At 30.8% G+C, this 22,590-nt stretch carries 20 protein-coding genes and 1 riboswitch; of the genes, 16 read left to right on the plus strand and 4 right to left on the minus strand.

Translation table 11 applies throughout. The features are described 5' to 3' along the window. Positions 1-264: IS30 family transposase (locus tag BM077_RS07035; protein WP_143078998.1), on the plus strand; the 264-nt coding region annotated here is incomplete at its 5' end. A 203-nt stretch (positions 265-467) separates the two neighbouring features. Beyond that, positions 468-544: riboswitch (cyclic di-GMP riboswitch) on the plus strand. Positions 545-863: 319 nt separating this feature from the next. Here the strand turns inward: BM077_RS07035 and BM077_RS07040 are convergent. Beyond that, entirely contained in the window at positions 864-2,102 is a 1,239-nt protein-coding gene (locus BM077_RS07040) for an IS110 family RNA-guided transposase (RefSeq protein WP_089748953.1), read from the minus strand. Between the two features lie 376 nt (positions 2,103-2,478). Between BM077_RS07040 and BM077_RS07045 the strand changes: the two genes are divergently transcribed. The 15 genes from BM077_RS07045 to BM077_RS07115 all read left to right on the plus strand — a co-directional run bounded on the left by BM077_RS07045 (position 2,479) and on the right by BM077_RS07115 (position 19,430). Then, positions 2,479-3,081: a sensor histidine kinase gene (locus BM077_RS07045; RefSeq protein WP_089748955.1), complete on the plus strand. Its 603-nt coding sequence runs from the start codon at positions 2,479-2,481 to the stop codon at positions 3,079-3,081. Positions 3,082-3,145: 64 nt separating this feature from the next. Beyond that, on the plus strand, positions 3,146-3,454 hold the full coding sequence (locus tag BM077_RS07050) for an STAS domain-containing protein (protein WP_177188344.1): 309 nt from the start codon (positions 3,146-3,148) through the stop codon (positions 3,452-3,454). Positions 3,455-3,511: 57 nt separating this feature from the next. After that, positions 3,512-3,760 carry an AbrB/MazE/SpoVT family DNA-binding domain-containing protein gene (locus BM077_RS07055; protein WP_089748960.1) on the plus strand — a complete coding sequence of 83 codons (249 nt, stop codon included), beginning with the start codon at positions 3,512-3,514 and terminating at the stop codon, positions 3,758-3,760. Between the two features lie 155 nt (positions 3,761-3,915). After that, complete coding sequence (locus BM077_RS07060; protein ID WP_089748961.1) at positions 3,916-4,557, plus strand: hypothetical protein; 642 nt, start codon at positions 3,916-3,918, stop codon at positions 4,555-4,557. A 309-nt stretch (positions 4,558-4,866) separates the two neighbouring features. After that, the gene (locus BM077_RS07065; protein ID WP_089748963.1) at positions 4,867-5,133 is read left to right on the plus strand and encodes a hypothetical protein; all 267 of its coding nucleotides are present in this window, start codon (positions 4,867-4,869) and stop codon (positions 5,131-5,133) included. 402 nt (positions 5,134-5,535) lie between these two features. Further along, positions 5,536-6,297: a cytochrome c3 family protein gene (locus tag BM077_RS07070; protein WP_089748965.1), complete on the plus strand. Its 762-nt coding sequence runs from the start codon at positions 5,536-5,538 to the stop codon at positions 6,295-6,297. 24 nt (positions 6,298-6,321) lie between these two features. Continuing rightward, the gene (locus BM077_RS07075) at positions 6,322-7,356 is read left to right on the plus strand and encodes a cytochrome c3 family protein (RefSeq protein ID WP_177175535.1); all 1,035 of its coding nucleotides are present in this window, start codon (positions 6,322-6,324) and stop codon (positions 7,354-7,356) included. 48 nt (positions 7,357-7,404) lie between these two features. Continuing rightward, entirely contained in the window at positions 7,405-8,562 is a 1,158-nt protein-coding gene (locus BM077_RS07080; protein ID WP_089748969.1) for an NHL repeat-containing protein, read from the plus strand. Between the two features lie 98 nt (positions 8,563-8,660). Then, positions 8,661-9,482, plus strand: a complete 822-nt coding sequence (locus BM077_RS07085; RefSeq protein ID WP_089748972.1) for a hypothetical protein — start codon at positions 8,661-8,663, stop codon at positions 9,480-9,482. A 291-nt stretch (positions 9,483-9,773) separates the two neighbouring features. Next, on the plus strand, positions 9,774-11,609 hold the full coding sequence (locus BM077_RS07090; RefSeq protein WP_089748973.1) for an O-antigen ligase family protein: 1,836 nt from the start codon (positions 9,774-9,776) through the stop codon (positions 11,607-11,609). Between the two features lie 118 nt (positions 11,610-11,727). Beyond that, positions 11,728-13,686: a hypothetical protein gene (locus BM077_RS07095; RefSeq protein WP_090003525.1), complete on the plus strand. Its 1,959-nt coding sequence runs from the start codon at positions 11,728-11,730 to the stop codon at positions 13,684-13,686. Positions 13,687-13,780: 94 nt separating this feature from the next. Further along, complete coding sequence (locus BM077_RS07100) at positions 13,781-14,881, plus strand: 6-bladed beta-propeller (RefSeq protein ID WP_089748977.1); 1,101 nt, start codon at positions 13,781-13,783, stop codon at positions 14,879-14,881. 62 nt (positions 14,882-14,943) lie between these two features. Then, positions 14,944-17,106 (plus strand): cytochrome c3 family protein, encoded by a 2,163-nt coding sequence (locus tag BM077_RS07105; RefSeq protein ID WP_176941661.1) that lies wholly within the window; start codon positions 14,944-14,946, stop codon positions 17,104-17,106. Between the two features lie 66 nt (positions 17,107-17,172). Then, positions 17,173-17,838, plus strand: coding sequence for an exopolysaccharide biosynthesis polyprenyl glycosylphosphotransferase (locus BM077_RS07110; protein WP_089748981.1), 666 nt, complete (start codon positions 17,173-17,175; stop codon positions 17,836-17,838). 440 nt (positions 17,839-18,278) lie between these two features. After that, a complete protein-coding gene (locus BM077_RS07115) occupies positions 18,279-19,430 on the plus strand; it encodes a 4Fe-4S dicluster domain-containing protein (protein ID WP_089748983.1) in 1,152 nt (383 codons plus the stop codon). A gap of 213 nt (positions 19,431-19,643) precedes the next feature. On the opposite strand, the gene BM077_RS07120 is transcribed toward BM077_RS07115, so the two are convergent. From BM077_RS07120 to BM077_RS07130, 3 genes are all read right to left on the minus strand, one after another. Further along, a complete protein-coding gene (locus BM077_RS07120; RefSeq protein ID WP_089748986.1) occupies positions 19,644-20,789 on the minus strand; it encodes an iron-containing alcohol dehydrogenase in 1,146 nt (381 codons plus the stop codon). 129 nt (positions 20,790-20,918) lie between these two features. Further along, positions 20,919-22,013 carry an IS3 family transposase gene (locus tag BM077_RS07125; protein ID WP_089748989.1) on the minus strand — a complete coding sequence of 365 codons (1,095 nt, stop codon included), beginning with the start codon at positions 22,011-22,013 and terminating at the stop codon, positions 20,919-20,921. Further along, on the minus strand, positions 21,989-22,483 hold the full coding sequence (locus BM077_RS07130; RefSeq protein ID WP_089748991.1) for a transposase: 495 nt from the start codon (positions 22,481-22,483) through the stop codon (positions 21,989-21,991). Before BM077_RS07130 ends, BM077_RS07125 begins: the two co-directional genes overlap by 25 nt. Positions 22,484-22,590: the final 107 nt, after the last annotated feature.

The raw sequence follows: 22,590 nt of genomic DNA on the forward strand, positions 1-22,590 counted from the left end.
AAAAGTGTAGAAACTTCGATTACAAAAAGTAGTATTCCTAGGACAAAACATTACTATGCAGATGCTTACTGCTCATGGCAGAGAGGTAGTAATGAAAATCTTAATAAAATGATAAGAAGGTTTATTCCTAAAGGAAGAAGTTTTAAAGAATATAGCAGAAATGAAATAAAGCGGATACAAAAGTGGATGAATAACTATCCTAGAAAGATATTTGATTTTAAGACTTCAAATGATGTTTATGAAAAGAAATTAGAAGCAGCTTAGAAAGCAATTATATATGTAGGTATAATTTTTCAAAAAACCGTGCATTTAACCTTGCAATTAATAATATCAAATATTTTCTAATATATATTTGACATTGATAGTAATAAATGGTACAATATACATCCATCGGGTACGAAGTATATAAAATCATTTTATTGATTTAAATGTAAAAAATATATTATAAGTAATACAATTAAATATTATCTTGAAAAAGGCATACTCATTGTGAAATGAGGACGCAAAGCTATGGGTCTTTGATGAAGATCGCCAAGCTACCAAGAAGTTATTCTTATAATAACCTTTTTGTGTGGCTTAATAGCTGCGTAAAAAGGTTATTTTTATTTAATATGATATATATTAATAAAATCTAAATTTTGGAGGTGATTAAAATTGCTATTTTAATTTGGACAGTCTGCATTATTGGATTATTAGGTTATTCTAAAGTAGATTCAATTCTCAAATAGTATTAAGACGTCCTATGTCAAGTAAAAATATTACAAGTTAAAAAATGGAAAATAATTTAAGTCAGAGATCCCCTAATGTGTAGTTATAGAATTTTTAAATAGTCAGAAGGGACAATGATTAGTAAACTAAACTGGTTAACCTGCTTTATTTAAAATGTCATAGTCTGGGGTATCAGGCAATCTATAAGCTGTTTTATCCCTCATCATAGCAAAGATAATATCAACTAAGCGACGTTGTAAGCAGATTAAAGCAGACTTACCAGATTTGCCTTCGGCTAATTTCTTTTGGTAATAGTTATAAGCAACTGGATTTTTAGGTCTACCATTTCTAGTAGTACTAATTTGCTGTAAAGCAAGCAGATAAAAAGCATGGTTAAGGTTACGACAACCATATTTTTTACGAGATGTACGGTTTGATTTACCTGAACTATGTTCAGCTGGTGCTAAACCTGCGTATCTAGCTAATTTATCGGCGGAATCAAAACGGTTAATATAACCGATTTCAGCAATGAATTTAGCTGCTAAGTTATAGCTAATACCAGGCATAGTAGTAAGTTGGTAAGGGCTATTTTCAACTGCTTCTTTAAGCTCATTTTTAATTTTTTCAAGCTGCTGATTAATTAGTCGAAGTTGTTCAATTAGCATAACAACAAGTTTGTTTCTAGTTGTTACAGAGACATCTTGATCTTTGTCTTTATCAACTAATGAAAGAATTTTACTAGCTTTATTATTGGAAATATTTTTAGTCTGCTTTTTTAAGAAATTATGTAATCTCTTTTCTCCGTAATGCTTAAGTTTACTAGGATGAGGGAACTTTTCCCAAAAAGCCAGAGCAGTTTTTACTTTAAAAGGTTTACTAAAAAATTCTTCATAGTTAGGATATTGTTGGTGGATTAGATCATGTAATTGATTTTTAACTTGGGTTCGCTGTTTAACTAGACCACGTAAGTGGTTGTTTAATTGCTTAATAGCTTTTGAATTACCATCTTTATGGACTGTAGGCAGGTCATCCCATTGAGCTAGTAATACATTAGCAATAGCTTCGCCATCAATTTGATCAGATTTATCAGGATTAGGGCTATGTTGTCTTTCACGTTTAGTTAAAGCAGGATTGACTTCTTTAACTTGATAATTTCTTTTAATTAGCCATTGTGCTAAAGAACGTCCTAATCCTCGAGTGTCTTCTAGACCAAAGACTAAAGTTTCTTGGTTAGAAATAAAAGTTTTAAGTTCTGCAATAAATTCGTTAAAATGACTGGGATTATTAGGTGTTTCAACTACACCAAGTTTTTGGTGAAAACAGTTAATAATCACAGCAGTATGTTGATTCTTATGAGTGTCAACACCAACGAAAAGATAGTCTTGATAATTCATGAAAATCAACTCCTTATAGAGATTATTTATTAATAATCATCAGGCGAGTCCTGTTGTAGAAGCGTTGGTTCGCAGCGTCCTATCTACCGACTCTGATGATTAAAAGGAGTGGGAGCCAGTCTTAATAAAAGCGTTACTTCAAAACTAATTGAAGCCGCAAGGAGGAAGAAAGACTAACCCACTCCTTATAACTAAAAAACGAGATGGAGTCCTCAATGGTACGAGCGTTACTCCTAAAAAGGAGTCGCAGGGGTACTCCACCTCGCTTAGGATAATTATAACAAAATTTAAGACAAATGTTAAGTGGAGTACAATTTTTTAACTTATTGGTAAGAGTTCTTACTAATAAAATATCACAACAGGAGGAAAGAGTAGTATGGGTGATGATAAGCTAATTGAGAGGTTAAGAAGTGAAAGACATGATTTCTTGAATCATTTGCAGACAGTATATGGTATGGCACAGTTAAAACGGAATAAACAGATTTTAAATTATATTCAATCTTTAAATGAGGAACTAACAAATATAAAAATATCAAAAACAAATAATCATCAGTCTATCTTAGACCCTATTTTAATGACTAAAAAGAAGGCAGCTGAGAAGGAAGGTATTAAATTACTTTATCATTTAGATAAGGGTCTAAAAACTTTAGATGTAGAATTAAATAGAATTTTTAGAATAGTTTTTAACTTAATTGATAATGCAGTTGAAGCATTAAAGGATCGTAACGGATATAAGAAGATTAGGATAATGGGAGAAAATACGATAGATAATTATATATTATCCGTTTATAATAATAAGTCAGTAATAAATCAGGAATTAATAAATGAGCTTTTTAAGCCAGGTTTTTCAACTAAAGGTAAAGAAAGAGGTTATGGCTTATATATTATTAAATCTTTAGTTGAAGAGACCGGGGGAAAATTAAAAGTTAAAAGTGAGGAAGGCTTTGGAACTCAATTCATTTGTTATTTTCCAAAGTGAGGCTATCCACATACATAATGAAAATTTTATATTAATTCTAAATTGAATTATGGGGGTAGTAATAATGAATGAACAGCAAAAAGTTAAAAAAGCAGTTCTTTGTGTAAAAAATCACGAAATAAATACTAATAAGTCGAGGGTTCTTAAGAAGAGAATCATATCACATATAGATAATGATTATAAGGTTATCGAGCTTGATTTTTCAGATGTACATAAAATAGATTCTTTAGGAATTGATCAATTGTTGATAGGCTATCGAAAGGTAAGTGAAGCAGAAGGAAAACTTAGAATTATTAATGTTAAGAATGAATATATCAAGACAATTATAAAATTGATACATCTTGATAATATAATGGAAGTTAAATTTAATTAGCTGTTTAAAGATATATATTCTATATTAATAAGAAAATAATTGGAAGGATGATAATAAATGGAAGGCGTAGGAATTGTTAGGGAGGTAGATAAATTAGGGAGAGTGGTTTTACCGGCTGAATTACGTGAAAAGCTAGATATTGAATCCGGTGAGCCCTTAAAGATATTTATAGATGAAACTGAAGGTGAAATTATATTACAGAAGTTTCAGCTTGCTTGTGTTTTTTGTGATGAAGCCGAAGATGTTATTAGATTCAAAGGAAAAATTGTCTGCAAGGCATGTTTGAATAAAATATTAGAAAAATAATATATAAGAATTAATTAATACTACCCTGTCTAATGGGAATTCTTTATTAAGCGCCTTGTTCAATCAAGGTGCTCTTCTTTTTAGAGATGATTAATGATTTTACTTATTAGTGATGTAGACATGAAATTTGACATAATTTATTTGGAGGTGATATTATGATTCTCGATTTTAAAATGAAAATAACGCATAATGATATAGAGATTAAGATTCCAGAAATAAATACACAATTAATTGTACCAGGAGTAATAATCCTTACTGCTTCAGATAATGAAGGAATTAATAATAGCATTTTTGAGATTGATAAAACAGAAGAAGAGTTTAAGCAGCAAGCTCTTGAACAGTATATGGAAATGTCTGATGATGAATATTATGAATTAGTCAGACAGGGAAATAAACCTAAAGACAAAAGCTTTGAGGAAATGAAAGAGTTTAGGAAAGTGTGTAAAAAAGATTATCAAGAAAAAACTTTTGATTTTTGGATAATTGAGCGAGAATATTTTGATTTTATTTATCCATTTAGTAAAGAAAATTTTAATCCTAATATGATAATTAGCTACTTGAAGTTTTATGTAACTAAAATTACTTTTGATAAATTGATGATAGGAGCTTTGGATAGAGTTTTATGGAACTTTTTTAATAGATATAAGTTTAATTATAAATTAGATATTGAGCACTATGAAGAGATAAAAGAAGAACTTCGCAATAACCTTGAAAAAGAATTGAAAAGAAATAAAAGGTTCATAGCTGCGAATGAGATATGGATAAATAATAAAAAATTAAAAGATTCTTTGTTCTAAAGAATTGGTAAATTAATAAAAATATTATAATGAAGAATTTAATATTAAGATGATCCTAAATGAAGTTTCGTTATATAAGCTTTTATTTGGGGTCCCCCTCTTATTAAAAACTAGAGGGGGATTGAAAAATGTAAGATGTAATCAATCACATGCTACCATACATTGGTATTGTATGTCAAGACTTTTTTAAAGATATAAAAAATTAAAAATAATCAAATGCAAAAGAAGGAGAATGAATCACCAATGGATAATATAGTATATAACTGGAATTAATTGTAAAATAGATATTATTATTCGGAGGTGAAATATATGGAATGTGAAATGATAGGTCAATGTGAATTTATAAACCATTATCAAAATCAGAATAAGATTGTTATAAATGGATTTATAAATAAATACTGCAAATCAAAAGAAAGTTCCAACAAATGTATTAGAAAAAGATTAATGTCTATTTTAGAAATAAATAATAAGATTCCGATTAATATGATGCCGAATGGATTATGTTATCCTGGAACTGATAAGTCCAAGTGGTCTAATGAAATGAAAAAATACTATTTTATACAAAATGAGGGTTAAAATTTTGGAAACTAGATTTTAGTCAAAAAAAATTCAAATTTACACTTTACATTATTTTACATTTATGCTATTATATTATTAGTAAATGATAAATAAGTACTTAACAAGACATGAAGTGAAGATATTCACTATAGTAAATAAGGCAATTGGAAATAGAGATAAATTTTTTTAATCATAATTTACATTATTTTACTTTTAAACCATGAAAAGTAAAATAATAATTTATTAAGACTTTTAGAAAAATGATCCCCCTTGATAACTCCCCTAAAAAACTGGATAACAAAGTGAGGTGATATTTTAATATAACCAGTTAGTGAATAATATCGCAAGTATTATTAAATTGAATTTAAGCACAGTTCAAAATAGTTTACACTCACAAAATAAATGAAGGAGGGGACTGACTTGAAGAAAATTAAGATTTCATTTTTGATCTGTTTGTTAATTGTTGTTGGATTGAGCTTAGTTTCTGAAAATGTATCTGCTATGGATTCTGAGCAATGTAAGCAGTGCCATCAGGATGTGAAGAAGAGTTGGGAGAAGTCTGGTCACGCTAAGATGGGAATTGCTTGTTTATCTTGTCACAAGTCAAATATGCAATTAAGACAAGACAAGAAAAAGCTTTGTAGCACATGTCATAGTACTGGAGAGATTCAAGCTGGTGGGTCGATAGGAATGCCGCAGAAGGAAGTGTTTGAGGGAGAGAAAGTAGCATTCTTTACCGAAGATGCAATACCAAGTCGTCATTCAGCTTCTGAAGTAACGTGTGTAGATTGTCATATGCCGGATAATAAGAGCCATACTTTTGAAATTGTAATGCCGGTACCTCCAAAATCAGAAAATGATGAGAATGTAAAAGAGAAAGAGGCTAATAAAGATAAGAAGAAACGAGTAGCTTCTTGTACTACTTGTCATCAAGTTTTACCACCAGAATTGTTACAAAGAGAGATAGATTCAAAACAGGCTGTAGTGACTAATATGCAAAATCGAGTTAAAGAATTGTTAGAAGAGAAGAAAGAATTTAAAGGCCGAGATATTTATAAAAAAGCTAAAGCTAACTATAACTTTATAAAAAAAGATGGTAGCAAGGGTATCCACAATTACTATTATATTAGAGATGTTTTAGGACATGCGGCTGAACAGTTGAGTAGTCTTGAGGAGAAATAGTAAGAATAGCATGGAGGGGGCATGATGAAGAAAACTAGAAAAAATACATATTTAATACTAATATTACTAGTCATTATGTTAATTCCATTAGTTAATAATACAAAACCTGTGAAAGGTAAAGAGATAAAACAAGTTACAAGTTCAAAAGAATGCAAATTATGTCATGTACAATTATATTTTAATTGGAGTAAGACTCCTCATTATCAAGGTTTTAAAGAATTATCTTCATCTCCAAAGTTTGATTATCGTAGTGAGTGTGAAGTTTGTCATAATACTCATGCAAAAAGAGATGAAATTTTAATTCCTGTTTCTTTTCAGGAAGCTAATCAAAAGTGTGGTGATAAGTGTCACTTTAAGAGTAATAATTTTCATAATGGTGAACAGATTACAACTATTAAAGAAAAAGATTGGTTAGAAAGTAATCATGGGCAAGGTAATGTAGCCTGTACACAATGTCATAGGCAGCATCAATCTGAAGATCAAAATTTGCAGAGTAGAGAGTTTTGTTTAAATTGCCATGGCCCAACAAATGTAATTTCATATTCTAATAAGACTAAAGAACATTATGCAGAAAAGAATTGTATAAATTGTCATAATCCACATAAGAATTCATTAGATTTAAATTTATTCAAACGGAAGTATAGACATTATCCAGTAGCTAAAAATAAATGTTTTGAATGCCATAGTCCTCATAAGGCTTTTGGTGAAAAATTAACCAAAAACTCTGGTAATAATGTATGTTATAAGTGTCATGGTGCAAAGGAGTATGTCTTTACCAAAACAGGTCATGCTAAGGCTCAAGGGATAATAGGTAAGGGGTTATGTATTAATTGTCATACGCCACATAGTGCTGAGTATCAACCTTTATTGAGAAAAGAGATATCTAAGCTATGTCGATCTTGTCATGTTAACTATGGACCGCATCATTTTTTAGGAAATATTGAATTACAAAAAGAGATAGACTGTCTTACATGCCACTATCCTCATGGTGGAGCTAACAAGGCATCTTTAAAGATAAAAGCTCAGAACATATGTAAACAATGTCATGAACAATCATGAAAATGAATTAGTTAGACTAAAAAATATATTTATAGCGAGGGGTGAATTATGAATATACACATTACAAATAGAAGACGACTGAATAATATTTTTGTACTGGGATTAGTAATAGGAATTATCTTTTTAAGTTTGAATACTCCGGTATTAGCTAAGGATAATGATACAGATGAACAAGTAGTAAAAAAGAATAAACAAGAGGAGAAAATGGATGAAGTTTATGTACAGGATCGCATGAAAGCATTAGCAATTACATATGGTAGTACTCGGGAAAAAGGGATTTTGGCAAGTATTAAGAGATTCTTTGTAGGCTCTAAACCTCTAGTTGAGTTTAATAAACCTTTTGGAATTGCAGTAGATAATTCAACAGGTAAGTTTTACGTAACAGATGCTGTTAAGAGTGAAATACTAGTATTTAATGCCGATGGCTCTTATCTCAAGAAGATTGGAGTAAAGAGATTAGAGAATCCAACTGGTATTGATATAATTAAAGATAAGATTTATGTTTCTAATTCTACCAAAAATCGAATTACTATATTTAATACAAAGGGAAAATTTATTAATGAATTTGGTTATATAACAGATAAAAAAGATATAAAAAGACTTAAAAGACCAACAGGTTTAGCAATTGATGAGAAGAGAAAGCGAGTCTATGTGGCAGATACAAGAGGCCATAATATACAGGTTTATAATTTAAAAGGAAAATTACTTAAGGTAATTGGTAAACAACGAGGTAATATTCATGGAACATTTAATTATCCAATTGCGGTTGCTGTAGATCAAAAAGGAAAAATCTACGTAGGAGATACTCTTAATTATCGAGTGCAAATTCTAAATTCAAAAGGAGAGTTTGTTAGACAGATTGATGGTGGTCCTGGTCAAACTTTAGGAAGTTTGCCACGGGCAAAAGGTATTGCTATCGATAATAAAGGTCGAACTTATATAACTGATGGTTACTTGCAGGTTGTACAGATATTTAATCAAAAAGGCAAGTTAACCTCTTTCTTTGGTCGACCTGGTGTAAGTGATAAGCAGTTTCGATTGCCAGCAGAAATAGAGATTGATGATCAAGGTCGAATATATATTGTTGATACTATGAATAGAAGAGTACAGGTATTAAAGCTCCAACCTCCAAAGAAAGAAGATAAATCTAATAAGAATAAAGATGTTAAACAAAAGAAGTCTGATAATAAATCTGACAATAACTAAGTTTTAAATTTTATATAGCTTTTGCCTATTTGTCTAGAGATGGTAGAGTATCTCTAGACAGGCAAAAATCTATCCCAGTATAGAAAGGAGGTGAGATTATGAAGAAGCTAGGAGTTCTTTTCCTATCTGCTTTGGTAATAGCTCTATTTGCCATACCAGCAGCAGCTGCTGATGCTACTTTGGATACTGATGGTACTTACGGAATCGATGGTTCTGGCCATGATTTCAGTATAGATCAGGATTCAGCTGCATTAGGGACTACTGGTAACGGTTATGATGTTCTAACTGGTGCTGATATCTCTTGTGTAGGATGCCACGTTCCTCACAACACTAATTCAGAGGAAGAAGGAGCTTTATTCAGTGATTACTATAATGGTTCTGGTACTACTACTGATGCAGCTTTGACTCCTCCAGGCAAATTATATAACTTTGCAGAGTTCAGTACTGCTACAAAGTTATGTATGAGCTGTCACGATGGTACTATGACAGTACCTCAAACAGCAGGTACTACTACTGAAGACACTAGTACTGCTGGTAACGCTGGAGGTCAAGTTACTTTAGCAGAGAACGTCATTACTCGAGACTTAAATGATGATCACCCAGTAGGTATCCAGTATGAACCTGGAAGATTCAGAGGTATTACAACAACTTCTTGGGGTGCTAAGATGGTTGACTTAAACCCAGGTGATGAATCTTTCGCTTTATTAAGTGAAAGTGTGAGTGGAACATATGACGATATAGTTAGTTGCTATACTTGTCACGATCCACACTTAGACCTTGATGGTATGGCAGGAGACGAAGACTCTTTCTTAAGAGTTAAGCCTGCACAAGCTTGGGCACAGTCACCAGTAGATATAGCTACCTTCCAAGAAGGTGGGCATGCTGCTGAGAACCTTTGTATCCAGTGTCACCAGAAGTAAAATTAATTAAATTATAAGTGCTTATTATAAGTGCTTATTAAAGCTGGACTTAACTAAAGGGCTCTTTTAGAGCCCTTTAGCCCTTTAAATGCTATATTTTGAATATTATATTGTATTAGTTTTAATAACTTATTATGTATTATATATCTAAATTGTTACGAAACTATGATATAAATATTATGAATTTATGAATTAATAATGTTTAAATGTATTTTTATAATAAAATAACCAAAAAAGTAATACAAAAAATAAGAAATTAGACTAATTAATCTTTAGATTGGAGGTAATATTTTGAAAGAGATTAATAAGTATCAGAATTATTTATACTTAGCACCTATCGCTTTTATAATTAGTATTATTCCTTTGATAGTATATTTGAAGAAAGTCCGATTACAATATTTTTTACTTAGATACTGGACAGGTACCAAATTTAATTGGGATTATTTTTCTTATTATAAGATGGTGTGGTTTTTAATAGTTACTGCTGTTGCTATAATATTATTTATTGTTTATTTAAGAAAGAGTAATAAATTAAAAAAGACTTATTATTATCTACCTTTAGGAATCTATGCTTTTTTTATTATAATTTCTACATTTTTATCGGAATATAAAGTAATTGCTTTTTTTGGATTTCCGGATCGTTATGAAGGAATGTTTGTTTTACTTTCATATTTGGTTATAACCTTTATTACAATAAATTTAGTTAATACTAAGCAAGATATAAAATTTTTAGTAGGGTCTCTATTAATGTCTGCTTTTATTTTAGGTATTTTAGGTATTTTTCAGTATTTTGGTTTAGATTTTTTTAAGACATTAACAGGACAGTTATTAATTATGCCTGATACATTACATACTGCCGCAGGAACAATAGATACTAAATTTCCTCCAAATACTATATATGCTACTCTGTATAATCCCAATTATGTTGGGAGTTATATGGTTATCTTATTTAGTTTTACTTTAGGATTATATATTTTAATTAAGAATAAGAAGTATAAATTAATGGTGGGTATCTTTAATATTTTGATATTTGCTAATTGGCTTGGTTCTCGTTCACGGGCAGGAATAGTCGGTGGCTTTTTTGCAATATTACTTTTAATTATATTATTATATCAAAGAATAGTTAAGGATTACAAGTATGTTTTAGGAATTATTTGTTGTTTTATTGTAGTATTTAGCATTATGAATTATGCAGCTAATGGTGATTTAGGAAGTGAGTTATTATCCCTAGGAAAAGAGACTAGGATGGTTTTTGGTGAAGGTAAAGTAAGTAACCTTAAAGATATCGAAATGAATGATAATAGATTATCTATCATAACAGAGACAGAAACGTTAAATGTTGTTTTAAAAGAGAATAATTATTTAAAATTTTATAATCAGCTTAACGAAGAGATTTTTTATTCATCTTCTAGATATCCAGATCCTTATGAAGAGGGGGAATATGTAAATGTAATTAAGCTTCATGACCGGCAGTATAAAAATTATCATTTTACATATGTACCGAGAAAAGACCTACTTCACTTCGAATACGATAAGCTCTTTGGTAATAAAAGAATGAAAGTTAATTTTAAATTGACTGAAAAAGGCTTGCGAATTATGGGAATAAAAAGGAATTTATATAAACTGAAGGAGATAGAACATTGGGGGTTTAAGAATAAAGAGCGTTTAGGATCAGGGCGTGGATTTATTTGGTCTAGATCACTTCCAATATTGAAAGATACTTTTATTACTGGGTATGGTCCTGACACTTTTGCTCTTTATTTTCCACAGAATGATTTTATCGGTAAGCTTAAGACATTTGGTAATGTATTGCAGATTGTAGACAAGCCTCATAATCTATATTTACAGATCGCAATTAATACTGGACTAGTCTCACTTTTAGCTGTTTTATCTTTATTTATTTTCTATTTTATATCAAGTATTAAGCTTTATTGGCAGATAGAATTAAATGATACTTATACTATAGTTGGCTTCGGAGTCTTAGTTGCTTTTACAGGTTATATTACAACAGGATTCTTTAATGATAGTGTAATTTCTGTTGCACCTATCTTTTGGGTATTATTAGGGTTAGGAATAAGCATTAATTTAAAGATAAAAGAAGTTTATAGTGAAGAATTAAATAAATGACATTTATGATCTATTAAGTAGCATTGAAAGGGCACTATTAATTATATTACTAAATAATCGGGTTAAAGTTAGAAATTCAAATTTAGAAAGGATAAGATAATATGAGGAGTATGCTATTATGAAGAGAAATTTTACAATTATAAGAATTATATTAATAGTTCTGATTAGCATATTATTAACTCAGAATACTTTAGCTCGTGGTCTAGATCTTCAAGGTTATTTAAGATGGAAAAGCGATTATAGGAAGAATAAAGATGGAGCTAGTGATTATAATGCATATAGTGATTATAGCCTTGAACTTGGGAAGGCAGGGGTGCTTTTTATACCACAGATAGGTTATTATGATTTTGGCTTAAATTATCGCGACTATCTTTATAAATCCGAAGGATTAGAGCCTAAAGTAACTGGTTATCATCTTAATACTGATCTGTTTCCGATGAGTCCTATGTCTTTAGGCTTAAATACAAGTAAAAGTAAACGAGAATACAAAACGGATAAGATAACATCTCCTGTGGATACCATATCTAAAAGTTCTTCGGTTTCTTTATCCAGTCCTTTACCTTTTGGATTGCGGTTCCAGACAGAATTGAAGAAAAAACAAAATTTTGATGTAAAAAAGGCAAAGATAAATGATAAAAATTATGAATATGATCTGTCTTTAAATAAGAATTTATCTTTTGGAGAGTATAGAGATACTGCTTTCTTAAATACTAAAATAACTGGTAAATATAATAAAATGTTTACAAAAGATTTAATTAATAATAAAACTAAGAATAAATTTATCAATAGATATATTTCTATTAATAATTATTTTCATAAAGATTGGTTCTCTCTGTCTGATATTGATGGTGTATATTATATTACTGACCGTAAGAAGAAACGGAATATTGGTTATAATTTACGTACTAAATGGCAACCATTAAAGTATTTAGAAACACAAGTAAGTCATAAAAAAAGAATTGAGAAGGAGGAGATAGAGGAGGATAGCTATATCTTTGAAGATTCAAATACCGAATCAACAGTAGCATTTACTGCTACTCCTTATCCAATTTTGAGTTTTAATGGTGAGATTAATAAAATAGATTCGAAAAAAAGAGCTGGACTTGCTTCAAATGATTTAATAATAGAATTAGGCTTTGATACTTCATATTGGAAGGAAGCACCAATTGAATTTGATATATCTAGCACCAGTCAAGAGACTTTTGATCAAATAAATAATCTTAGAATCAACAGACAGGAGAATGTAGAATTAAGTTTGGAGAGTAACCTAAATTTTAAAGATATTAATTCTAAAGTTAATTTTTCTAATAATAGTAATAAAGAGTTCGAAACAGGGTATAAAGTATTTGAAAAACAGAATACTAGCTTATCATTAGAAGATAATCTCTATGATATTGAATCTATTTTAAAGATTTCTAATAGCACTCAAAAAAGATTTAATAAGAATTATAAAATATCTAGTCAACAACAGACGTCTTTAAGTTTAGATTTAGATAAAGAATTTGTAAATCTTTATTTTGGTAATTTTACTCTTGAGTCTTCTTATAACCAAAATATTAAATGGAAAAAAGAGATTAAAGATGAAGTAATTAAAAATAGAAGAACTGATGTTACTCAGAAATTTAGTGCTGAGCTTAATTATCAGCGTTATTTAACTAAAAATTTATATTTTAATGGAAGAACTGAGTATGATTCTAATCTAAAAGATTTTGAATATAAACCTAATTATGACTTAGATTTATTATATAATCCTACTTATAGTGATTTAAAATTTAAATTAGGAGTAGAAGGTTACCATGAAGATGAAGAAGATAATATAGGTGAAAAGGTAAAAAATTATCGTCAATGGGAAGGTGAAATTAGTTATTCCAAAGGATGGTCACAATTGAGTATGAATCTGTGGCAAGATAATGATTTTGTAGCAGATAAATGGGATAGGAGTATTAATCTCAATGTGAGGTATCGTTATCGATCTATAGTATTAAAATTAGATGTATCATGGCGAGAAACAGGTGGTAATACTTATAATCCAGGTGATACTTTAGAGGTAACTACTGGTATAACACGTTACTTTTAATCTGTTGAATTTTGAAGTTTAACTAGACAATCGACTAATATTTAGATAATAATTACATATAAAAGTAACTAAAATATTTTTAGGAGGGAAGACAATGAAAAATTATGATAAATATAACTATGATTTTCTAACGTATATAACATTAATAATAACTGTAATTATAATAACTATTTTAAGTATAAGTATGGGCTTTCCTGTAAAAGTGAGTGCTGCTCAAGAGAAAAAAACAGATTTTCGTAAGTATTGGCCATCACCAAATAATGCTAAGATTAAATTTATACGTAGTATTTCTCATGCCCAACAATTAAAGCCTAAACAAGAAGAAAGTTTATGGGGTAAAATTGTAGACTTTCTTTTAGGACAGGAAGAGAGTAAAGCTAGATTAGAAAGACCTTTTGGTTTAAGTAGTTTCAATAATGAATTATATATTGCAGACCCAACTGCCCAAGCAGTATATAAGATAGATTTTAATGAGCATAAAATGAAAAAAATTTTATATAAGAGTGAAGGGTCATTCTTTTCTGGAGAAGGGAAGAAATATTTTGAAACGCCTATTGATGTAGTAGTGGATGGTAAAAAAATATTTGTTTCTGACTCTTCCCAACAAGAAGTTTTAGTTTTTTCTAATAAAGGTAAATTAATTAAACGATTAGGAGTTAAGAAATTTAAGAGACCTACAGGGTTAGGAATTGATAGAAAGCAGAATCGATTATACATAGTTGATACTATAGAAAGTAGAGTTTATATTTATGATACTAATACTTATAAATTAATAAAAAGCTTTGGACAACGAGGAGTAAAAGCAGGGAGATTTAACTATCCAATTGATATTTCTGTAAAGAATGAAAAGGTGTATGTTAGTGATTCTATGAATTTTAGAGTACAAATTTTTGATTTAAAAGGCAATTTTATTTCCAAGTTTGGTGATTTAGGAGATAGTTCAGGTAGGTTTGCCCGACCAAAAGGACTAGCTGTTGATAGTGATGGACATATTTATGTAGTTGATACTTTATTTGGAGTTGTGCAAATCTTTAATGAACAAGGACAGTTATTATTAATCTTAGGGGAGAAAGGGACGGACTTAGGTGAATTTTGGTTGCCAACGGGAATTTATATTGATCAACAGAATAAGATTTATGTAGCTGATTCACATAATCACCGAATACAGATATTTAAATATTTAGGTAAGCAATAAGCGGCTAAAATACTAGAAATTAGTATCAATATAATACTTTGGAAGAGGTGATGAAAGTAATTATGAATATTACTAAAAAAGTTATAGTTTGCATGCTAATACAGTTGATTATGTTATTTGTTTTTACTAATTTTGTTGTGGCAGATACATATGACACAAGAGATTCAGCACATAATTTAACTGTTACTGGAACAGGGGATATAAAATCTAATGAAGGCGATAACTATTGTCTGTATTGTCATACACCACATTTTGCTGATCCAATTGAGCCATTGTGGAATCATAAAATGTCAGGACAAACTTATACTCTTTATGATAGTTCTACTACGGATGCAAGAGACATCGGACAGCCAAATGGAACATCTGCTTTATGTTTAAGTTGTCATGATGGGACAATTGCTATGGGGGATGTTAATTATGCTCGTTCTGTAGGAAGAGATGAAACTATCACTGATAGTGGTAGTGAGAAGTTAGATTCTTCTAATACTTTTGCTAATACAGCTAAAGCTAATTTAGGAGTTAATATTGCCAATGATCATCCAATTAGCTTTGTTTATGATCCTACGTTAGCAGAAAAAGATGAGGGATTAGTAGACCCTACTATGGCACCTAGTGGTCTAGGTGATACTATTAATATTGATATGTTAGATAGTAATTCTAGATTGCAATGTACTTCGTGTCATGAACCCCATGATAATACTTATGGAAACTTTTTAATTAAAGATAATACTAATGGTGAATTATGTACTACTTGTCATGATAAAACTGGTTGGGCAACTGGAAATGCTCATTATGATGCTGGGGTTACTTGTAATGATTGTCATACTTCTCATAATGCTAATGAACCAGCACAATTGAAGGCTGCTACTGAAGAGCAGTTATGCTATACATGTCATGATGATGATGGGAGTCGCTATAGTGAATGGGATTCAATACCTGATATCGGTAGTGTAATAGATAAGGCTAATAACAATAGAGGCTCTGTGCATCCAATAGAAGATGGGAACTTAACAGGACGACATGATGCAATAGAGAATAATGATCCAAGTAATAACTTGCCAATTTTTGCTGCTAATAAACATGCGGAGTGTTCTGACTGCCATGACCCTCATCAAGTTACAGGTACCAATGCTTTCGCAGGAGTGCCAGGTTTCGATTTAAGTGGTACTTTAATTACTTCAGTGACAAATAGTTATGAGTTATGCTATAAATGTCATCAAGGGGCTAATGGTTTACAAGAAAGTATAGATAGTGTGAAATATACTTTTGATAATAGAACTTATACTCATGGTAATGAGACTAATGCTGAACAATGTAATAAATGTCACGGTGGGAATAGTGTAGATGTAACTACTGAGGCAATTCATGGTTCTAATGCATCAGGTTTATTAACCAAGTCGCAATTTATTGATATATTTAATCCAAGTACTAGTGATCTTTGCTTAAAATGTCATGATGATGCTACTAATGGACAACAACCTAAAATTTACTTTACGCAAGCCGTAGGTTCACAACACAATACAAAGTGTACTGCTTGTCATGGTGATAGTGTTAATTATAATAATATTATAAATGTAGGAAGTGAAACAGGTGTGCCTCATGGTTCCAACAAACCTTCGATTCTCAAAGGAAGTGACCCACAGGTATGTCTTGATTGTCATAGTGATAAATTTAGTGGATATAATACAATCCACGATTTACAGGACCTTAGTTATGATGATGGTAATAATGGGCAAGTAGCTTTTAACAATGGATTTACTTCTAATACGAACATGAAATGTACTGCCTGTCATGGAAATAGTAATAATAGCAATCAGGGCAGTCAAACTGGAATCCCCCATGGTTCAGATCAACCAAAATTATTGAAAAATGATTGGGATCCGAACTTTGGTATTGAAGGTAGAAGTGGTGATTCATCAATATGTTTAGACTGCCATGATAGTAATACTTATGGAATAAATGCGAGCCAAAATGCTAGTTCAGGGTTTACTGGTAGAGATGGTGGTGAGAATTTACACGAAGAACATAATGACTTTAATTGTGCATCGTGCCATGCAGTGCATGGAGCGAATAATGATCAAAGTCGATCACTATTAAAAGACTCAGCATCTTCTGGGAATTTCTATGATCATGGCAGTGGTGGAGATACCTATTTGACAATAATCAATTGGAGTCAAAGTGGAAATTGGGGGCAGGATGATTGTGATCATAGTGGATGTGGATAAACATGTGTATCCACATATAATGAAAAAATGTTATATTATTATGTGAGATTAAGAGAGGTGTCATAAATGTCTAAGATAGATTCTGAGATTGTTAATTCTAGAGTCAAAGAGGTATGGTTAAAAAGAAAAAGGAGTAAAAAATTTAGTTATCAATCATATTTAATCATTAAACGCTTGTTAGATATAATAGTCTCGCTAACTGGTTTAATATTGACGCTACCGTTAATATTAATAGTAGCTATTACAATTAAGGTTGAAACTCCAGGACCAATTATATTTAAACAATCAAGGCTTGGTTTAGCGGGGGAGGAATTTACTATCTATAAATTTAGATCAATGATAGAAAATGCAGAGGAAAAGACGGGTCCAGTTTGGGCTCAGAAAGATGACCCACGAATAACTAAAGTGGGTCATTTTATTCGTAAGAAACGTATTGATGAAATACCTCAGTTTGTGAATGTATTAAAAGGAGAGATGTCTTTAGTAGGTCCTAGGCCAGAGCGAGAAATTTTTATAAAGAAATTTAGTGATGAGCATCCATCTTTTAAGAATAGATTACTAATTAAACCAGGAATAACTGGACTGGCACAGGTGACAGGAGGATATGAATTGACGCCTAGACAAAAAACAAGATTGGATTTGCTTTACATACATAACCAAGGATTAATTTTAGATATTAAGATATTATTGAAGACGGTATTAGTTGTTATTTTAGAAAAAGGAGTGCGATAATTGAAACTAAAAAAATGACCGTAAGGCTAATTAGTTGTAATCTTTGCTTAAAATTAGAGTGGGTTGGGATTAATATGCAAAGATTCACTTAAAAGCCTATGGTTTAACTATAAATATATTAATAATAAAAAATTAGTAAAAGGATGGTAAGTGAGATATCATTAATATTATTTTACCATGTTATGGAAAACAAATCAAGTTAAAAGTGAAATTTAATTTAATAATCAACAGGGAGTGCTTGCAAAAAAATAGATAAATTACAGGAATTTGTCGTAAAACAACGAATACAATATATGTAACATAAATATGTGATATATATATGTGATATATATCACTCTAATTTAGGGGTATCTCTTTTTTTTAGATGGCAAAGTATAATCAGCATATAATGTTGTAATTGTAAAAGAATTATAAATATTTTTTAAGGATGGGATGAGAATATGCTTGGAAAACTACTTAACTTTATTGAAAAAATAGATACTAGACCAATAAAGGTTAAAGAAAAATGTTGTACTAAAATTATATCTTCGAAAAGCAATTGCTCTGCCTGTCAAGATGTTTGTTCCCAGAATGCTATTATAATAGATGATGAAGAAATAAGAATAGATTTTGATAAATGTAATCAATGTGGACTTTGTGTTACTAGTTGTCCAAATCAAGTATTTAATTTGGAAATAGATTCAGACTCTCATCTTTTGAATGAGGTTCAGAAAAAACTTAATGTAAGTTCAAATCTAATAATTCAATGTCAAGCAGCGAAAAAGAATAAAAATAGTATACAGATTAAATGCTTAGGAAGACTATCTGAAAGGTTATTATTAAAGTTACTCTTTACTGGTGCAGATTCAATTTGGTTGCAGTCAGGCCAATGTGCTCAATGTCAATTGCAAAGTGGACGTAAATTAATAGATAGAGCAGTAAATAATTGTAATTTTTTATTAAAAAACTACTTTGATGAATCTAGAATTATCATTTCAATGGAAGAACCTAATAATCTAAATTTTGAATCTTTTAATCTTAAAGAAACTAATTATGAAGGTAAAGAAGCTGAGGGACTTGGAAGAAGGGAGTTTATAAATAAGTTAAGAGACGAAAGTATTAATGGTCTAACAAGTTTATTGACTTTTAGCCAAAATGAAAAGACTGAAAAAGATAGTGTTGAGGTTAAAATTAATGATAAAAGAAAAGAATTATTATCATTAATTGAAAGGTTAGAAGATAATGTGACAAAGAATAAAAGAGTTGAGTCCTTATCTTTATTTTGGAAAGTAGATATCGGAATAGATTGTGATTTCTGTCAGATTTGTACTTCCTTATGTCCAAATAATGTTTTAGAACTAAAGAATGAAAAAGAAGAAAAGAAGATTGTAGCTAATCATAATCTTTGTACTAATTGTGGTCTTTGCGAAGATGTCTGTTATAAACAGCAGATTAGTATTAATCAAGACATCAATTATAACCTAGATAATAGTGAGCAAGAAGTAATAGTTGGACTGAAGAAGGTTTGTAATGAATGTCAGAAAGAATTTTACACTGCTAAGCAAGATAAAAAGATATGTAGTTTTTGTGAAAGTTCGAAAGGTATCTTATAAAAATATAATTAGCTAATTATGAAATAATTATTTTGGCATCATTTTAACATTAATAATAATATTATTAAAATTCACTTACTTCCATTGTTAAAGAAGGAACTAAGTGAATTTTTTGTTTATTTGTGGGGATTCAAATATAAGGCTGGAATTTTGCTCGAGAAATAGAAGATGATTAATGACTAACTTCTTAATCTTAAGAAGTTAGTCATTTCATTATTTCCCATAATATGCTTTCTCATAAAGTACTTTCATATCTTCTACCGTAGGCTCATTAGGATTAGTTAGAGTACATGGGTCCTTATGACTATTTTCTGGCATCCGACTTAAAGCATCTTCAAACATTTCATCTGTGACATCAAATTTGTCTGCTATTGCTTGGAAGTTATCAGGAATTCCTACTTTGTTATTTAATTTGTGAACCTCTTCTGCTAGACAACCGATTCCTAAAGTATCTTGAATCTTTTGAAGTTTATCTTCAGCTGCTTCATAATTAAATTCGATTACATATGGTAATAATATTGCATTAGATAGTCCATGTGTAAAATGCAATTCACCACCAATCTTATGAGCTAATGAGTGGACAATACCTAACGAAGCATTAGAAAAGGCCATTCCTGCCATTGTAGATGCATCATGCATCTTTTCTCTTGCTGCTAGGTCATCACCATTTTCATAAGCTGTTGGTAGATATTCAAATACTGAATCGATAGCTTTTAGGGCTAATGCATCTGTATAGTCAGTTGCTGCTGTAGAGATATAAGCTTCGACAGCATGAGTTAATACGTCCATACCAGTATTGGCAGTAATATGTTTAGGCATTGTTGAAGGTATTTCAGGGTCTACAATAGCAATGTCGGGAATGATTTCCCCGGAGACTAATGGATATTTAATCTTTTTTTCTCGGTCTGTAATTACTGCAAAGGCGGTAATCTCTGATGCAGTACCACTAGTTGAAGGGATGGCAACAAATCTAGCTTTATTTCTTAATTTAGGCATGGAATTTACTTCTATAATATCTTCGAATTTTAAATCTGGATGCTCATAAAAAGACCACATGACTTTAGCACCATCCATTGGTGAGCCTCCACCTAGTGCAATTATCCAGTCAGGTCCAAAGTCTAACATTATATCTTTACCTTCTTTTACGGTTTTTACCGATGGGTCGGGTTCGACTCCTTCAAAAACTTTTACTTCTAAACCTGCATTTTTTAAGTGTTTTCTTACCTTATCAACAAAGCCAAGCTTACTCATAGTTCCTTCATCTGTGACTATAATGGCTTTATTACCTTCTAGATTTTCTAATTCCTTTAGTGAATTCTTGCCATGGTGAACTGTTCTTGGAATTGCGAAAGTTGTCATCACTAATCACTCCTTTTTTATGTTAAATGCAATATCTTTTTTTATTATATCCTATTGGACGGTGTTTGTCAAGTAAGTTGTCGCATTTAATTAAAAATTTCTTTGAATACTCTTCATTCAGAGTTCCAGTTAGGAACTCTGCTGGTTGAGATATTTTTCTACTTTGTCTTCTTCCATTGGGTTTAATGTTACATATTCAGGAAGAGACCAATCTCTAATTTTTCCTGACCATCTTTCTGGATGAGCTGCTTTAGCTTTTTTATATGTTTCAATACGCTTTTTCATTATATTTATATCAAGCCCGTAATGTCTCTGGTAGGGCGTTATAAAATTAATTCCACTATGTAAATGCTCATGATTGTACCAGTGAACAAATTTAGAGACCCATTTTCTGGATTCATTTAAGTCTTTAAAGCCTTGATTTGGATAAACAGGTCTATACTTCATTGTCTTAAATAGTGACTCAGAATAGGGATTATCGTTACTTACTCTTGGTCTTGAAAATGAACTTTGAACTCCTAGTTTTTCGAGTGTTGCCATAAATGTTGCTGCTTTCATAGGGCTACCGTTATCAGAATGTAATACTAACGGTTTATCTTTTTTAGCTGCTATGCCTTGAAAAAGAGTTGCTTTTCTAATTAATCTTTTAGAGTACTCAGCATTTTCTGTTTCCCAGACTTCATGAGCAACTATTAGTCTGCTAAACATATCTACAATTAAATACAGTTTAAAGAATTTACCCTTGATAAAAGCATTGAGCCAAGTTATATCCCAGGTCCACACCTGATTGGGAGCAGTAGCTATATGAGTTGGTATTTCTCTTTTTACTGGCTCCTTAGATTTACTCCTATGGGTATTTAGTTTTTCTTCAGCTAATATTCTATAAAAAGTTGATTCCGAAGCAATATATTTACCCTTATCAGCTAATTTAGGTACAATTTTTGATGGTGGTAGGTCTGCAAACTTTTTACTGTTAGATACTCTAATAATTTCTTCTCTTTCTGATTTTGTTAATTTGTTTTTAGGTGGTTTTCTTTTAATCATTGGTCTTTGATCTTTCTTGATCCCACCGTTTTTAGTCCACCTTTGGTAGGTGCGGGAGCTAATTCCAAGCTCTCTACAGGCTGGTTTTAACCTTGCACCATTTTCTCTTGCTTCATTGATCAGCTTTACTGCTCTTATGCGATCTGAATCACTGATCAGTCTTCCTCGGGGTCCCCCCAAATCGCATTTGACTTTTTTCTAAGTGTCAGTAAAGCTGCAGTTTCAGCGAGAGCTTTTTCCTTATATCTTAGTTCTTCCTGGAGTTCTTTATTTTTCTGTTTTTCATTTTTTAGGTTATCTTTAAGTTCTTTTGGATCTTCTAGTTTAGTATCATTAGCATTTTGACATTGCTTAGCCCAGCTTTTTAATTCTTCAAGATGAATTCCTTTTTCTCGACAGTATTTAGAAGTTTCCAATTCAGAAAGACTGGCAGTTTCTAAGACAGCTTGAAACTTATCTTTAGAAGTCCATTTGCTCGCTCTTTTACTAGTAGCAGAGCTTTCTTTAAGAACCTTACTTCGCCAGGAATAAAGAGTATTTCTAGGTATGTCTAATTCTTTTGCTAAATCAGGTACTTTTTCAGCATTTGGTGGAGCAAGTCTTTTAAAAACAGATTCTTTTAATTCTTTGGGATAAACTTTTTTGGGCATATTAATTCTCCTTAGGATTTATTGTCGTTACTTTATTATACACAAATTTTATTCCTTACGACAACTATCCTAACATATAGGGTTGGATTACATGATATTTAATTATA

The sequence above is a fragment of the Candidatus Frackibacter sp. WG13 genome (genome assembly GCF_900114655.1).
In the GTDB taxonomy this organism is placed as follows: domain Bacteria; phylum Bacillota; class Halanaerobiia; order Halobacteroidales; family Acetohalobiaceae; genus Frackibacter.

Excerpts from the sequence above, each read along its gene's own strand:
- BM077_RS07040 (WP_089748953.1), bottom strand. The coding sequence starts at position 2,102 with ATGAATTATCAAGACTATCTTTTCGTTGGTGTTGACACTCATAAGAAT.
- BM077_RS07045 (WP_089748955.1), top strand. The coding sequence starts at position 2,479 with ATGGGTGATGATAAGCTAATTGAGAGGTTAAGAAGTGAAAGACATGAT.
- BM077_RS07050 (WP_177188344.1), top strand. The coding sequence starts at position 3,146 with ATGAATGAACAGCAAAAAGTTAAAAAAGCAGTTCTTTGTGTAAAAAAT.
- BM077_RS07055 (WP_089748960.1), top strand. The coding sequence starts at position 3,512 with ATGGAAGGCGTAGGAATTGTTAGGGAGGTAGATAAATTAGGGAGAGTG.
- BM077_RS07060 (WP_089748961.1), top strand. The coding sequence starts at position 3,916 with ATGATTCTCGATTTTAAAATGAAAATAACGCATAATGATATAGAGATT.
- BM077_RS07065 (WP_089748963.1), top strand. The coding sequence starts at position 4,867 with ATGGAATGTGAAATGATAGGTCAATGTGAATTTATAAACCATTATCAA.
- BM077_RS07075 (WP_177175535.1), top strand. The coding sequence starts at position 6,322 with ATGAAGAAAACTAGAAAAAATACATATTTAATACTAATATTACTAGTC.
- BM077_RS07080 (WP_089748969.1), top strand. The coding sequence starts at position 7,405 with ATGAATATACACATTACAAATAGAAGACGACTGAATAATATTTTTGTA.
- BM077_RS07085 (WP_089748972.1), top strand. The coding sequence starts at position 8,661 with ATGAAGAAGCTAGGAGTTCTTTTCCTATCTGCTTTGGTAATAGCTCTA.
- BM077_RS07095 (WP_090003525.1), top strand. The coding sequence starts at position 11,728 with ATGAAGAGAAATTTTACAATTATAAGAATTATATTAATAGTTCTGATT.
- BM077_RS07100 (WP_089748977.1), top strand. The coding sequence starts at position 13,781 with ATGAAAAATTATGATAAATATAACTATGATTTTCTAACGTATATAACA.
- BM077_RS07105 (WP_176941661.1), top strand. The coding sequence starts at position 14,944 with ATGAATATTACTAAAAAAGTTATAGTTTGCATGCTAATACAGTTGATT.
- BM077_RS07110 (WP_089748981.1), top strand. The coding sequence starts at position 17,173 with ATGTCTAAGATAGATTCTGAGATTGTTAATTCTAGAGTCAAAGAGGTA.
- BM077_RS07115 (WP_089748983.1), top strand. The coding sequence starts at position 18,279 with ATGCTTGGAAAACTACTTAACTTTATTGAAAAAATAGATACTAGACCA.
- BM077_RS07120 (WP_089748986.1), bottom strand. The coding sequence starts at position 20,789 with ATGACAACTTTCGCAATTCCAAGAACAGTTCACCATGGCAAGAATTCA.
- BM077_RS07130 (WP_089748991.1), bottom strand. The coding sequence starts at position 22,483 with ATGCCCAAAAAAGTTTATCCCAAAGAATTAAAAGAATCTGTTTTTAAA.